General features: G+C 74.3%; 13 protein-coding genes and 1 rRNA gene. 12 read left to right on the top strand and 2 right to left on the bottom strand.

Going from position 1 to position 13,625, the window contains the following annotated elements; all coding sequences use genetic code 11:
- Window positions 1-92, top strand: a 5S ribosomal RNA gene (rrf, locus tag ABZV94_RS35700); the annotation flags it as partial.
- A 1,143-nt stretch (window positions 93-1,235) separates the two neighbouring features.
- Entirely contained in the window at window positions 1,236-1,970 is a 735-nt protein-coding gene (locus tag ABZV94_RS35695; protein WP_356348076.1) for a hypothetical protein, read from the top strand.
- A gap of 88 nt (window positions 1,971-2,058) precedes the next feature.
- Here the strand turns inward: ABZV94_RS35695 and ABZV94_RS35690 are convergent, their stop codons facing one another.
- Complete coding sequence (locus ABZV94_RS35690) at window positions 2,059-3,342, bottom strand: DUF1015 domain-containing protein (protein ID WP_356348074.1); 1,284 nt, start codon at window positions 3,340-3,342, stop codon at window positions 2,059-2,061.
- 74 nt (window positions 3,343-3,416) lie between these two features.
- Between ABZV94_RS35690 and ABZV94_RS35685 the strand changes: the two genes are divergently transcribed.
- The 4 genes from ABZV94_RS35685 to ABZV94_RS35670 all read left to right on the top strand — a co-directional run bounded on the left by ABZV94_RS35685 (window position 3,417) and on the right by ABZV94_RS35670 (window position 7,539).
- On the top strand, window positions 3,417-4,445 hold the full coding sequence (locus ABZV94_RS35685) for an HAD hydrolase-like protein (RefSeq protein WP_356348071.1): 1,029 nt from the start codon (window positions 3,417-3,419) through the stop codon (window positions 4,443-4,445).
- Window positions 4,446-4,583: 138 nt separating this feature from the next.
- The gene (locus ABZV94_RS35680; RefSeq protein ID WP_356348069.1) at window positions 4,584-5,627 is read left to right on the top strand and encodes an iron chelate uptake ABC transporter family permease subunit; all 1,044 of its coding nucleotides are present in this window, start codon (window positions 4,584-4,586) and stop codon (window positions 5,625-5,627) included.
- Window positions 5,624-6,670, top strand: coding sequence for an iron chelate uptake ABC transporter family permease subunit (locus ABZV94_RS35675; RefSeq protein ID WP_356348066.1), 1,047 nt, complete (start codon window positions 5,624-5,626; stop codon window positions 6,668-6,670). Before ABZV94_RS35680 ends, ABZV94_RS35675 begins: the two co-directional genes overlap by 4 nt.
- On the top strand, window positions 6,667-7,539 hold the full coding sequence (locus ABZV94_RS35670; protein ID WP_356348063.1) for an ABC transporter ATP-binding protein: 873 nt from the start codon (window positions 6,667-6,669) through the stop codon (window positions 7,537-7,539). Before ABZV94_RS35675 ends, ABZV94_RS35670 begins: the two co-directional genes overlap by 4 nt.
- Before the next feature lie 45 nt (window positions 7,540-7,584).
- Here ABZV94_RS35670 and ABZV94_RS35665 read toward each other — a convergent pair whose 3' ends face one another.
- On the bottom strand, window positions 7,585-7,932 hold the full coding sequence (locus ABZV94_RS35665) for a sterol-binding protein (protein WP_356348061.1): 348 nt from the start codon (window positions 7,930-7,932) through the stop codon (window positions 7,585-7,587).
- Between the two features lie 42 nt (window positions 7,933-7,974).
- On the opposite strand from ABZV94_RS35665, the gene ABZV94_RS35660 reads away from it, so the two are divergent.
- The 6 genes from ABZV94_RS35660 to ABZV94_RS35635 form a co-directional block, all read left to right on the top strand.
- Window positions 7,975-8,253 (top strand): hypothetical protein, encoded by a 279-nt coding sequence (locus tag ABZV94_RS35660; protein WP_356348059.1) that lies wholly within the window; start codon window positions 7,975-7,977, stop codon window positions 8,251-8,253.
- A gap of 7 nt (window positions 8,254-8,260) precedes the next feature.
- Window positions 8,261-9,076 (top strand): hemolysin, encoded by an 816-nt coding sequence (locus ABZV94_RS35655; RefSeq protein ID WP_356348056.1) that lies wholly within the window; start codon window positions 8,261-8,263, stop codon window positions 9,074-9,076.
- Window positions 9,073-9,990 carry an NAD kinase gene (locus tag ABZV94_RS35650; protein ID WP_014671839.1) on the top strand — a complete coding sequence of 306 codons (918 nt, stop codon included), beginning with the start codon at window positions 9,073-9,075 and terminating at the stop codon, window positions 9,988-9,990. Before ABZV94_RS35655 ends, ABZV94_RS35650 begins: the two co-directional genes overlap by 4 nt.
- Before the next feature lie 39 nt (window positions 9,991-10,029).
- Window positions 10,030-11,772: a DNA repair protein RecN gene (gene recN, locus ABZV94_RS35645; RefSeq protein ID WP_356348053.1), complete on the top strand. Its 1,743-nt coding sequence runs from the start codon at window positions 10,030-10,032 to the stop codon at window positions 11,770-11,772.
- 280 nt (window positions 11,773-12,052) lie between these two features.
- Entirely contained in the window at window positions 12,053-12,802 is a 750-nt protein-coding gene (locus ABZV94_RS35640; RefSeq protein ID WP_356348051.1) for a hypothetical protein, read from the top strand.
- A gap of 314 nt (window positions 12,803-13,116) precedes the next feature.
- On the top strand, window positions 13,117-13,625 hold a 509-nt coding region (locus ABZV94_RS35635), incomplete at its 3' end, for a glycosyltransferase (protein ID WP_356348049.1).

Below are 13,625 nucleotides of genomic sequence, written 5' to 3'. Positions count from 1 at the left end.
CGCCCGGTTACATTCCGAACCCGGAAGCTAAGCCTCACAGCGCCGATGGTACTGCAGGGGGGACCCTGTGGGAGAGTAGGACGCCGCCGAACAATCTTTGGAGGACCCCTGGTCACCAGCGTTCAGCTGGGACCGGGGGTCCTTTTGTTTTTACAATGCTTGTGGTACCGAAGACAGGAGTCACCATGTCCACCAACTCTCCCGACGACCGACCGGAGCGCGACCAGCGGCGACGGGACAGTGGTGACCGGGGTGACCGTGGCGGTTTCCGCCGCGACAACGACCGCCGTGACGGTGACCGCCGGGACAACGACCGGCGCGGTGGCGACCGTGGTGGCTACGGTCGCCGTGACGACCGGCGCGACGACCGGCGCGACGACCGGCGTGGGGGTGGCGGTTTCCGCCGCGAGGGCGAGCGCGGCACGCGTCCCGGGTTCCAGCGGGACGACCGCGACCGAGGTGAGCGTGGCGGGTTCCGGCGTGACGACCGCGGAGACCGCGGCTACCGCCGTGACGACCGCGGCGACCGCGGTGACCGCCCCTCGTTCCGCCGTGATGACGACCGTGGCGGCTACGGCCGGCGCGACGACAACCGCGGTGGCTACGGTCGTCGGGACGACCGCCGCGACGACCGCGACCGTGGCGAGCGCGGTGGCTTCCGGCGCGACGACCGTCGCGATGACCGGCGCGATGACCGCAGGGACGACAGCCGTGGCGGCGGGTTCCGCCGCGAGGGCGACCGGGGTTCGCGCCCGCCCTTCCGTCGGGACGACCGGCGCGATGACCGCAGGGACGACCGCAGGGACGACCGTGGAGACCGCGGCTACCGCCGTGACGACCGCGGCGACCGTGGCGACCGCCCCTCCTTCCGCCGAGACGACGACCGCGGCGGGTTCCGTCGCGATGACCGTCCCTCCTTCCGGCGTGACGACCGCCGTGACGATCGCCGAGACGACCGTGACCGCGGCGAGCGCGGTGGCTTCCGGCGGGACGACAGCCGTGGCGAGCGCGGTGGCTTCCGGGGCCGTGACGGCCGCGACGACCGTGGGGGCCGCGGGCCCCGCAGGGACGACCGCGGTGACCGCGGTGGTCGCCCCGGTGGCTTCCGGGGCCGGGACGGGCGGGACGACCGCCGTGGCGGGGGTCGGTTCCGTGATGAGCGGGACCGGGACCGGGAGCCGATCAAGCGGCTGCCGATCCCGGAGGACGTCACCGGCGACGAGATCGACAAGGACGTGCGGCAGGAGCTGCAGAGTCTGCCCAAGACGCTCGCCGAGGACGTCGCCAAGAACCTGGTGATGGTCGCCCGGCTGATCGACGAGGACCCCGAGGGCGCCTACGGCTACTCCAAGGTGGCCCTGCGTCTGGCGTCCCGTGTGGCCGCCGTACGCGAGGCCGCGGGATTCGCCGCGTACGCGAACCAGAAGTACGGCGAGGCGCTCGCCGAGTTCCGGGCCGCCCGGCGGATGACCGGAACCGTCGACCTGTGGCCGGTGATGGCCGACTGCGAGCGCGGGCTCGGCCGGCCGGAGAAGGCGCTGGACATGGCCGGCGCCCCGGAGGTGCACAAGCTGGACAAGGCCGGTCAGGTCGAGATGCGGCTCGTCGCCGCCGGCGCCCGGCGTGACATGGGCCAGCTGGACGCGGCCATCGTGACCCTGCAGAGCCCGGAGCTGGCCTCCAACTCGGTGCAGCCGTGGACCGCTCGCCTGCGCTACGCCTACGCCGACGCCCTGCTGGCCGCCGGCCGGGAGCGCGAGGCGCGGGAGTGGTTCGCGAAGGCCGTCGAGGCCGACCGGGACGGCAGCACGGACGCCTCCGACCGGCTCGCCGAGCTGGACGGCGTCGAGTTCGTCGACGCCCTGTCCGAGGACGTCGAGGACGGAGAGGACGTCGAGGACGGCGGGGAGGCCGGGGACGCTGCCGACGAGTCCGCCGACGCCTCCCCGGAGGCCGGCGACGAGGACTGACGCCGGTCACCTGGAAGAGGGCAGGCTCCCCTGGGGGCCTGCCCTCTTCCGTGTGCCGGCGACCCGGGCGTTGACGGCCGGTGCCGGCTCAGATCTCCAGTGCCCGCAGCACCAGGCCCGAGGCCGGCTTCGGGCCGAACGACGTCGACTTCCGGGGCATGGTCACGCCCTGCCGGGCCAGGTCGCGTACGACCTCCTCGCGGACCGGGTGCAGCAGGACCGCCGTACCGCCGTCGCGTTCCGCCTTCTCGACCGTCGCGGCCGTGTCGTGGATGTAGGCGATGTGGGCCGGGGAGTCCTCGGGGATGCGCCAGACGTGGTCCAGCAGCGTGGCGTGCAGGACCGTGGCGTCCAGGGCGCGCCAGGCGGCCGGGCGGTCCGCGGGGATGGTCCGCGCCAGGAGATCCGGGTCCGGGCGGTCGAGCAGGTGGAAGGCGCCGTCGCCGGCCAGCAGGAAGGCGTTGCCGGCGCAGGCCGCGTCCGCCAGCGCCTCCAGGGCCTCGGGGAGGGGTTTGTCGAGGCGGCGTACCCGGAACAGGCCGTCCACGGCCGCCAGCGCGTCCGCGACCGGCAGGCCGTGGAGCAGCCGGTGGATGGCGCGGACGCGCAGCGGGTAGCGGGCGGTGTCGACCAGGAGGACCAGGCCGTAGTCCCAGGGGCTGGGGGAGGGGTGTTCCAGGCGCAGCCGGCGGTAGGTGGCCCAGCGGTGGTGGCCGTCGGCGATGAGGGCCTGGCGGCCGGCGAGGTCGGTCTGGATGCGGGTCAGTTCGTCGGGGTCGGTGACGGACCACAGGCGGTGCCGGAAGCCGTCCTCGGTGGTCGTGGCCAACAGGGGCGGGCGGTTCGCCGTACGCTCGACGACCTCGGCCGCCGTGCCGTCGCCCCGGTAGGTCAGCAGCAGCGGCTCCAGGTTCGCGCGCGTGGCCCGCATCAGGGCCGCGCGGTCGGCGACCACGGGCGGCATGACGTCCTCGTGCGGGAGCACCACGCCCTCCGCGGGCTCGGTGACCCGCAGGGTGCCGATGATGCCCCGCTGGAGCATGCCGTCGCCGTCGCGCTGCTCGTACACGTACAGGCCCGGCTCGGGGTCCGCGGTGAGGACGCCCTCGTCCAGCCAGCGGCGCAGCGTGTCCGCCGCCTGCTCGGTGCGGGCGCTCGGGGTGCCGGCCTGGGGCAGGATCAGCCGGACGATGTTGTACGGGTCGGCCGACTGGAGGTGGTGCAGGCCGTCGGGGCGTACAACGACGTCGTAGGGCGGGGAGGTGACGGAGGCGAGGCTGCCGACCCGGTCGGGGTCGTAGCGAAGGCCTCGGAACGGGGTCAGTTCCAGGCCTCGACGCGGTGTTGCCTCCCAGTGACCTGCTGTGTTCATCCCGGCATCGTACGTGTGTCAGTGGCGTGGGGGATGATCGGGGGAAAGGCGAGTGAACGAGGAGCGATGTGGACATGAGCCAGGGCGTCAGGACGAGGCCCGAGGGCAGTGGGCAGCCCCTGAGCGAGGCGTACGACACGGCGCTGCTCGATCTGGACGGGGTGGTGTACGCGGGCGGGAGCGCGATCGCGTACGCGGTCGACTCGCTGGCGGTGGCCCGGTCGGGCGGGATGCGGCTCGCGTACGTCACGAACAACGCGCTGCGGACGCCCGACACGGTGGCCGGGCATCTGACGGAGCTGGGCATACCGACGGGCGCGGACGATGTCATCACCTCCGCGCAGGCCGTCGCGCGGCTGATCAGCGAGCAGGTGCCGGCCGGGGCGCGGGTGCTGGTGATCGGCGGCGAGGGGCTGCGGGTGGCGCTGCGCGAGCGGGGCCTGACGCCGGTGGAGTCGGCGGACGACGACCCGGCGGCGGTCGTGCAGGGGTACGGCGGGCCGGATCTGACCTGGGGGCGGTTCGCGGAGGCGTCGTACGCCGTCCGGCGGGGTGTGCCGTGGTTCGCGTCCAACACCGACCTGACGATTCCGAGCGGGCGGGGCATCGCGCCGGGCAACGGGGCGGCCGTGGAGGTCGTGCGGATCGCGACGGGCGCCGAGCCGCAGGTCGCGGGCAAGCCGCTGCCCCCGATGCACCGGGAGACGATCATCCGGACCGGTGCCGAGCGGCCGCTGGTGGTCGGGGACCGGCTGGACACGGACATCGAGGGCGCGTTCAACGGCGGGGTGGACTCACTGCTGGTGCTGACCGGGGTCACGGACGGGGTGCAGCTGCTCGCCGCGCCGCCGCAGCACCGGCCGACGTATGTGGACGCCGATCTGCGCGGGCTGCTCACCGGGCAGCCGGAGATCACCCGGGAAGGTGACGGTTTCGGGTGCGGCGGGTGGACGGCGACGGCCGGGACGGACCGGTTGGAGCTGTCGGGCGGCGGCGAGCCGCTGGACGGGCTGCGGGCGCTGTGCGCGGCGGCCTGGACGGCGGCCGGCGAGGGCTCCTGCGCGCTGGACGGGCAGAAGGCGCTGGCCCGGCTGGGGCTCTGACGGTCCCGCAGGCGGACCCGGCGGACCTCGCCGGAACGGGACGCGTGCGGGCCTGCGGGCCGGGCTTCAGCGGGCCTTCACGGAGCTCACGGGAACCGGGCATCGAGTTCGTATGCGAGGGTAGGCTAACCTAACCTCGTGTTGGTCGACAGTCCTCCGGAACAGCGCGCGGAGTCCGCACCCGCGCCCCCAACCCGCCGGGCGGCGCGGGCCCTTGGGCTCCTGCTCTCGGTCGTGCTCCTGGTGTTCGTCGCTCTGGCGAGCATCGCGATCGGGGCGAAAGCGCTGTCGCCCGACCAGGTCTGGCACGGTCTGTTCCACGCCACGGGGACGTACGGCGACGTGGTCGTGGACGAGCGGCTCTCGCGCACGGCCCTCGGTCTGCTGGCCGGCGCCGCGCTCGGTCTGTCCGGCGCGGTGCTCCAGGCGCTGACCCGCAACCCGCTGGCCGAGCCGGGGCTGCTCGGCATGAACGCGGGTGCCTCCGCCGCCGTCGTCACGGCGATGACCTACTTCGGCGTCACCAGCCTCACCGGCTATGTGTGGTTCGCGTTCCTCGGCGCGGCGGCGGTCGGCGCGCTGGTGTGGTTCCTCGGCGGCAGCAGGGGCGCGACCCCGGTACGGCTCGCGCTCGCCGGCACGGCGGTCAGCGCGGCCCTGTACGGCTACCTCCAGGCCGTGATGATCACGGACGGCGCGGCCCTGGGCAAGATGCGCTTCTGGACGGTGGGTTCGCTGGTCTCGGCCAAGAACTCGACCATCGTGCAGGTCCTGCCGTTCCTCGCGGTCGGCACGGTCCTCGCGCTCGCCCTGGCCCGGCCGCTGAACGCCGTGGAGATGGGCGACGACACCGCGCGCGCCCTCGGCGCGCACCTGAACCGCACCCGGGCGCTGGCCATGCTGGCCGCCGTGCTGCTGTGCGGTGCCGCGACCGCCGCCTGCGGTCCGATCGTCTTCGTCGGCCTGATGGTCCCGCACGTCGTGCGCTCCTTCACCGGTCCCGACCTGCGCTGGATCCTGCCGTACGCCACGGTCCTGGCGCCCGTGCTGCTGCTCGGCGCCGATGTCGTCGGACGGGTCGTGGCCCGCCCCGCCGAGCTCCAGGTCGGCATCGTCACCGCGATCATCGGCGGCCCGGTCTTCATCTTTCTCGTACGACGGCGGAGGACGGCCCAGCTGTGAAGACACACTCCCGGAGCCGTGCCGTACGCACCCCCGGCGGGCTCTCGCTGCGCCTGGACCCCCGTGCGCTGATCGTCGTCGTGCTGCTGCTCGCCGCCGCCTGCGCCGCCGGCGTGGCGCTGATCGGCACCGGCGACGCGAAGATCCCGGCGGGCGACGTGCTGCGCACGCTCGCCGGGAACGGCACCGCCTACCAGGACTTCATCGTCAACGAGCTGCGGCTGCCACGGGTCCTCGTCGGCCTGCTGGTCGGTGCCTCGCTCGGCCTCGGCGGGGCGCTGTTCCAGTCGATCTCCCGCAACCCGCTGGGCAGCCCGGACGTGCTCGGCCTGTCGCAGGGTTCGACGGCCGGCGCGCTCGTGGTGATCGTGCTGATGTCCGGCAGCGCGGCCCAGGTGACCCTGGGCGCGCTGGCCGGCGGCCTGGGGACCGGGCTCGCCATCTACGCGCTCGCCTGGAAGCGGGGGGTGCACGGATACCGGCTGGTGCTGGTCGGTATCGGCGTCAACGCGATCATGACGGCGGTCAACGGGTATCTGCTCACCAAGGCCGACCTGGTCGACGCGACCCGCGCCGTGGTGTGGATGACCGGCTCGCTGAACGGCCGGGACTGGGACCAGGTGTGGCCGCTGCTCGGGCTGTGCGCCGTCCTCGTCCCGCTGGTCCTGGCGAACGCGCGCGGACTGCGGATGATGGAGATGGGCGACGACGTCTCGCACGCGCTCGGTGTGCGCGTGCAGCGGGTCCGGCTCGTGCTGATGGTCTGCGCCGTCCTGCTCGTCGCCGCCGCCACGGCCGCCGCGGGCCCCGTCAGCTTCGTCGCGCTGACCGCGCCGCAGCTCGCCCGGCGCCTGACCCGCTCGCCGGGACCCAACCTGGTGCCGTCGCTGTGCATGGGGGCGGCCCTGCTGGTCGCCGCCGACTGGGCCTCCCAGCGCGTCTTCGGCGCCGACCAGCTGCCCGTCGGCGTGGTCACCGGTGTCCTCGGCGGCGCCTACCTGCTGTGGCTGCTGGTCACCGAGCGCCGGGCGGGCCGGATATGAGGCGCGCGCAGGGCCCGGACACAAGCGCCGCGCACCCGAACACCCCTAGGAGCACTGTGAACCGCCTGTCCGCGGAGAACGTCACCCTCGCCTACGACCAGCGGGTCATCGCCGAGCGGTTGTCGGTGGAGATCCCCGACAACTCCTTCACGGTGATCGTCGGCCCGAACGCGTGCGGCAAGTCGACGCTGCTGCGGGCGCTGGCGCGGATGCTCAGGCCCAGCGAGGGCCGGGTGCTGCTGGACGGGCAGGCCATCCAGTCGATGCCCGCCAAGAAGGTCGCGCGGACCCTCGGCCTGCTGCCGCAGTCGTCCGTCGCGCCCGACGGCATCACCGTCGCCGACCTGGTCGGCCGGGGCCGCTACCCGCACCAGGGCCTGCTGCGCCAGTGGTCGGCGGAGGACGAGCGGGTCGTGCGGGAGTCGATGCGGCAGACCGGGGTGGCGGAGCTGGCCGAACGGTACGTGGACGAGCTGTCCGGCGGGCAGCGGCAGCGGGTGTGGATCGCCATGGCGCTCGCCCAGCAGACCCCGCTGCTGCTCCTGGACGAGCCGACCACCTACCTGGACATCCAGCACCAGATCGACGTCCTCGACCTGTGCGCCGAGCTGCACGAGGAGCAGGGCCGGACGCTGGTGGCGGTGCTGCACGACCTCAACCACGCGGCCCGCTACGCCACTCACCTCATCGCCCTGCGCGGCGGCACGGTGGTCGCCGAGGGCGCCCCGAACGACATCGTCACGGCCGAGCTGGTCGAGGAGGTCTTCGGGCTGCGCTGCCAGGTCATCGACGACCCGGAGACGGGCACCCCGCTGGTGGTGCCGGCGGCCCGGAAGGCGCGCGCGGAGAAGGCCACGGCGGCTTCCTGACGACGGGCGGAGAAGACGGCGGCGGCCTCCTGACGACCCGAGCCCCTACAGCAGCTTCCGCAGCCGGAACAGGTCCAGCAGGCTCGCCTCCAGCTTCACCCGGCCCGAGCCCCAGGCGGTCGCGAAGTTCAGCTCGCCGCCCACCAGGGCCACCAGGTCGTCCCCGGCCATGGCGAGCCTGATCTGCGCCCTCTCGCGCGGCGGGCCGGGGTGGGTCTCGTCGACCTCGATCCGGCCGCCGGTCATCCGGCCCGCGAAGGTGACGTCGAGATCGGTGATGTGGCAGCTCACCGAGCGGTCGAGCGCGGCGGCCGCGCGGACGTCGCCCTCGGCCCCCTGCATGTTGTCCGAAAGCTTTCCCAGTGCTGCGCGGCACTCCTCGATCGTGGCCATCGCCCACGACGGTACCCCAGCGGTTCGATGTAGCGTCTGGGCATGAGCGAGTCCGTGTCCGAGGCCGACATCGACACCGAGGCGGCGCCCGCGTACGACCCCGCGGCGCCCGCCCCCCTGAACGTCCCGCGCACCCCCACCGGCAACGCCGAGGTCGACGCCCAGCTCGACCGGCTCGCCGACGCCGACCACCTCGCCACCGACGGCCATGTCGAGGTGTACGAGGATGTACACCGGGGACTGCGCGACGCGCTCACCGCGCTCGACGCCCGCCCGGGACCTCCGGCCCCCTCACCGTCGTACCACCAGAGCAGGAGCTGAACCGAACGTGGCAGGAGTCGCACGCCGCCGTCTCGACGCGGAGCTGGTCCGCCGGAAGCTCGCCCGTTCGCGCGAGCACGCCAGCCAGCTGATCGCCGCCGGGCGGGTCACCGTCGGCAAGACCGTGGCGACCAAGCCGGCCACGCAGGTGGAGACCGCGGCGGCGATCGTCGTCCAGGCCGACGACAGCGATCCCGACTACGTCTCCCGGGGCGGCCACAAGCTCGCCGGGGCGCTCGCGGCCTTCGTGCCGCAGGGGCTCGTGGTCGAGGGCCGGCGCGCCCTGGACGCCGGCGCGTCCACCGGCGGCTTCACCGACGTCCTGCTGCGCGCGGGCGCCGCCCACGTCGTCGCCGTGGACGTCGGCTACGGACAACTCGCCTGGTCTCTCCGGAACGATGAACGCGTCACCGTCAAGGACCGTACGAACGTACGCGAGTTGACGCTTGAGGCGATCGATGGGGAACCTGTGGATCTTGTCGTGGGCGATCTGTCCTTCATCCCGCTCGGGCTGGTGCTGCCCGCCCTGAAGCGGTGCGTGACGCCGGACGCCGACCTGGTGATGATGGTCAAGCCGCAGTTCGAAGTGGGGAAGGAGCGGCTGGGCAGCGGGGGAGTCGTGCGGAGTCCGCAGCTGCGGGCGGAGGCCGTGCGAGGAGTGGCCGAGAAGGCCTGGGAGCTGGGGCTCGGGGTGCAGGGTGTCACCGCCAGCCCGCTGCCCGGTCCCTCGGGGAACGTCGAGTACTTTCTCTGGCTGCGGGCGGGCGCACCCCAGGTGGACCCGGCCGACGTCGACCGTGCAGTGGCGGAGGGGCCGCGTTGACACAGAACCTGGCGCGTACTGTTTTCCTGCTCGCCCACACCGGGCGGCCCGCGGCGATCCGCAGCGCGGAACTCGTCGTCAAGGGCCTGCTGCGGCATGGCATCGGGGTGCGGGTGCTGGAGGAGGAGGCGCGCGACCTGCCGCTGCCGGACGAGGTGGCCCTCGTCAAGGAGGCGACCCCGCAGTGCCTGGACGGCTGCGAGCTGCTGATCGTGCTGGGCGGCGACGGCACGCTGCTGCGCGGCGCCGAGTTCGCGCGGGCCTCCGGGGTGCCGATGCTCGGCGTCAACCTCGGGCGCGTCGGGTTCCTCGCGGAGGCGGAGCGGGACGACCTCGACCGGGTGGTGGACCGGGTGGTGGCGCGGTCCTACGAGGTCGAGGAGCGGATGACCGTCGACGTCGTGGTGCACCGCAACGGCGACATCGTGCACACCGACTGGGCGCTGAACGAGGCGGCCGTACAGAAGGCCGGCGCCGAGAAGCTGCTGGAAGTCGTGCTGGAGATCGACGGGCGGCCGGTGACGGGATTCGGGTGCGACGGCGTCGTGCTGTCCACGCCGACCGGGTCCACGGCGTACGCCTTCTCCGCCGGGGGACCGGTGGTGTGGCCGGAGGTGGAGGCACTGCTCATGGTGCCGATCAGCGCGCACGCCCTGTTCGCCAAGCCGCTGGTCACCTCGCCGGACTCCGTGCTGGCGGTGGAGGTGCTGCCGCACATCCCGCCGGGGGTCCTCTGGTGCGACGGGCGGCGGACCGTGGAGCTGCCGCCGGGGGCGCGGGTCGAGGTGCGGCGGGGGGCCGTGCCGGTACGGCTGGCCCGGCTGCACCATTCGTCCTTCACCGACCGGCTTGTCGCGAAGTTCGCCCTGCCCACCACGGGATGGCGGGGAGCGCCGCACCACCCCTCTGAGTGACAAGGGCGGGCCATGTGCGCTCCCGGCCCCGGACCTCGTATGGTCTGTTCCGTGTTGGAGGAGATGCGGATACGGTCGCTCGGGGTCATCGACGATGCCGTCGTCGAGTTGTCGCCGGGGTTCACCGCCGTCACCGGTGAGACGGGTGCGGGCAAGACCATGGTGGTCACCAGCCTGGGGCTGCTGCTCGGCGGCCGGGCGGACCCGGCGCTGGTACGGATCGGGGCCGAGAAGGCCGTCGTGGAGGGACGGATCGCCGTCCCTCCGGGTGCCGCCGCCGTCGTACGGGCCGAGGAGGCCGGGGCCGAGCTGGACGAGGGGGCCCTGCTGATCAGCCGTACCGTTTCCGCCGAGGGCCGCTCCCGGGCGCACCTGGGCGGGCGCAGCGTGCCCGTCGGGCTGCTCGCCGAGCTGGCCGACGACCTGGTGGCCGTGCACGGGCAGACCGACCAGCAGGGGCTGCTGAAGCTGTCCCGGCAGCGGCAGGCGCTCGACCGGTACGCGGGGGACGCCGTCGCCGTGCCGCTCGCCAAGTACGGCGAGGCGTACAAGCGGCTGCGGGCCGTCTCCGCCGAGCTGGAGGAGATCACCACGCGCGCGCGGGAGCGGGCGCAGGAAGCCGACATGCTCCGCTACGGGCTCGACGAGATCGCCGCCGTGGAGCCCCGGGCCGGCGAGGACGTGGAGCTGGCCGAGGAGGCCGAGCGGCTGGGGCACGCCGAGGCGCTGTCGTCCGCCGCGACGGCCGCGCACGCCGCTCTCGCGGGCAATCCCGAGGACCCCGAGGGCATCGACGCCTCGACCCTCGTCGCGGGCGCCCACCGGGCCCTGGAGGCCGTGCGGTCGCACGACCCGGCGCTGGCCGCGCTCGCCGACCGGATCGGGGAGATCGGCATCCTGCTGGGCGACGTGGCGGGTGAGCTGGCGGGGTACGCCGACGATCTCGACGCCGACCCGCTGCGGCTGGCCGCCGTGGAGGAGCGCCGGGCCGCGCTGAACGCCCTGACCCGCAAGTACGGGGACGACGTCGCGGGCGTCCTGGCCTGGGCCGAGCGGAGCGCCGCGCGGCTGACCGAGCTGGACGGCGACGACGAGCGGATCGAGGAGCTGACGGCCGAGCGGGACGCGCTGCGCACCGAACTGGGCGGGCTCGCGCAGGCGCTGACGGACGCCCGGACCGAGGCCGCCGAGCGGTTCGCCGCCGCCGTGACCGCCGAGCTGGCCTCGCTGGCGATGCCCCACGCGCGCGTGTCCTTCGACATCCGGCAGACCGAGGACCCGGACGGCGTCGAGGTCGGCGGGCGGACGGTCGCCTACGGCCCCTCGGGCGTGGACGAGGTCGAGCTGTTGCTCGCCCCGCACCCGGGCGCCCCGCCGCGGCCCATCGCCAAGGGCGCGTCCGGCGGTGAGCTGTCCCGCGTGATGCTGGCCGTCGAGGTGGTGTTCGCGGGCACGGACCCGGTGCCGACGTACCTCTTCGACGAGGTCGACGCGGGTGTCGGCGGCAAGGCGGCGGTCGAGATCGGCCGGCGGCTGGCGAAGCTCGCCAAGACCGCGCAGGTCGTCGTGGTCACCCACCTGCCCCAGGTCGCCGCGTTCGCCGACCGCCAGCTGCTGGTGGAGAAGACCAACGACGGCTCCGTCACGCGCTCCGGTGTGAAGGTCCTGGAGGGCGAGGAGCGTGTCCGCGAGCTGTCCCGCATGCTGGCGGGCCAGGAGGACTCCGCGACGGCCCGCGCCCACGCGGAGGAACTCCTGGCGACGGCCAAGGCGGACCTGTAGCGCCGGGTGCGCCGGGGCGGTGCCGACCGGCCGTTGCGGGGACCTCCGCGTCCGTGGACCCCTCCCGTCGCACCCCGTGCCCTCCGGCGCCCGCGTCGCGGCAGGCGGCCCTGCCTGCGCGGTGCTGGGCGGCCAGGGCCTGTCTGACAATGCGCGACTGCTGTGCGACGCCATGCGCGCACTCTCGCCGCACCGGCCCCGAACCCGAGTACGCCCGGTACGAGGGCCTGGGGCCGGGGCACCGAGAGCACGCGCCGCAGTGCGCCCTTAGGGTGGTGCGGTGATCGTATGTGCGGACAGGGAGGGTGCCTTCGGGACGGCCGCGCTGCTGGCGCGTGCCGCCTGTGCCGGGCTTCGTAAGGCCGCTCCCGGTGGGCGGGAGCGCTGGCAGCGGACGAACCACGCCGGGCGGGCCGTGGGGCTGTACGCCGGGCCCGCAGCGGCGCTCGGGGCGGCGGTCGCGGCGGGGCGGGTGCGTCCGGTGGCCGGGTTCGCGGTGCTGGCCGCCGGGGCCTGCGGGGCGTACGACGACCTCGCCGGGGATCACCGGCGGGGCTTCCGGGCGCATCTGCGGGCCCTGCGGGACGGCGAGGTCACCAGCGGTGCCGTGAAGTTGGCCGGGATATCGGCGGCCGGGCTGGTGGCGGGGGCGCTGATGCGGGAGCGTCCGCTCGACAAACTGCTCGGCGGGGTCGTGATCGCCGGGGCGGCCCACCTGGTCAACCTCCTCGACGTGCGGCCGGGCCGGGCCGCCGGCGCGGTGCTCGTGCTCGGGGCGCCGGGGCTGGTGCGGGAGGGACCGGGGGCCCGGCTGGCCGCCGGGGCGATGGGGGCCGCCGCGGCCCTGCTGCCCGACGACCTCGGCGAGCGCGTGATGCTCGGGGACACGGGGGCGCACGCCCTCGGTGCCGCACTGGGGGCGGCCGTGGTGGCGGGAAACGGGCGCGCGGGGTTGCTCGCGCACGCCGTCGCCCTGGTGGCCGCGGCCCGGTACGGGGACCGGGTCAGCGCCTGGGCACGCGCCCGGTGAGGGGCTGACCTCGTCGTATGCCCTCGCACACCGTTCGGCCGCGGCAGGCGTTCCCTCACCCGTGTGGGTGATGTGCTCCGGCGCATTGCCCCGGCCCGCCGCACAGTGCGCCCTCCCGGATGTCCCTGAACGGCCGTACGTCCTGGCATGCTTGGCAGGGAACGCGGGGCGGGCGGTGGGTACGGACGGTCCGCCCGGGAGGCGCGCGGGGTGCGTCCTTCCGCCCCCCTGGGCCCGCTACCTTCTGTACGTTTCCTCGTGACCACCCCACGTGAACCCCGTGCCCGCACCCGTGAACCAGGAGCCCCGGCCCCGTGAGCCCGCTGAGCAGCAACGCACCGCACGGCCAGTCGCCGCTGCGCACCGTGCAGGTGCTCGGCGGAGGCAACGCCGGCAGCAGCGCGCACGTGCGCTCGCTGGCCGAGGGGCTGGTGGCGAGGGGCGTGCGGGTCACCGTATGCGCCCCCGCCGAGGCCGAGCACGCCTACGACTTCATCGGGGCCGGCGCCGAGCACGTGCACGTACCGCGCAGCAGCGACCCCGTCTCCGTGGCCGCGCTCCGCACGGCCTGCGCGAACGCCGACCTGGTGCACGCGCACGGCCTGCACGCCTCCTTCCGGACCGTGCTCGCGCTCAGCGGTCGCACCACCCCGCTGGTGGTCACCTGGCACAACCGGGCCCACGCGGAGGGCCCGCGGGCCCATCTGCTGCGGCTGCTGGAACGGCGCGTGATGAGGACCGCGTCCGTCGCCAGGGCGTCCCTTTCGTCAAGGGGGGTGTGGACGGACCGAACCAGCCTACGCCAGGCGTTTCGCCCCGAAGA

Source organism: Streptomyces sp. NPDC004658 (genome assembly GCF_040609555.1).
GTDB lineage: Bacteria > Actinomycetota > Actinomycetes > Streptomycetales > Streptomycetaceae > Streptomyces.
Note: the sequence above shows the minus strand (reverse complement) of the source record. Positions and strands in the feature narration are given on the sequence as shown.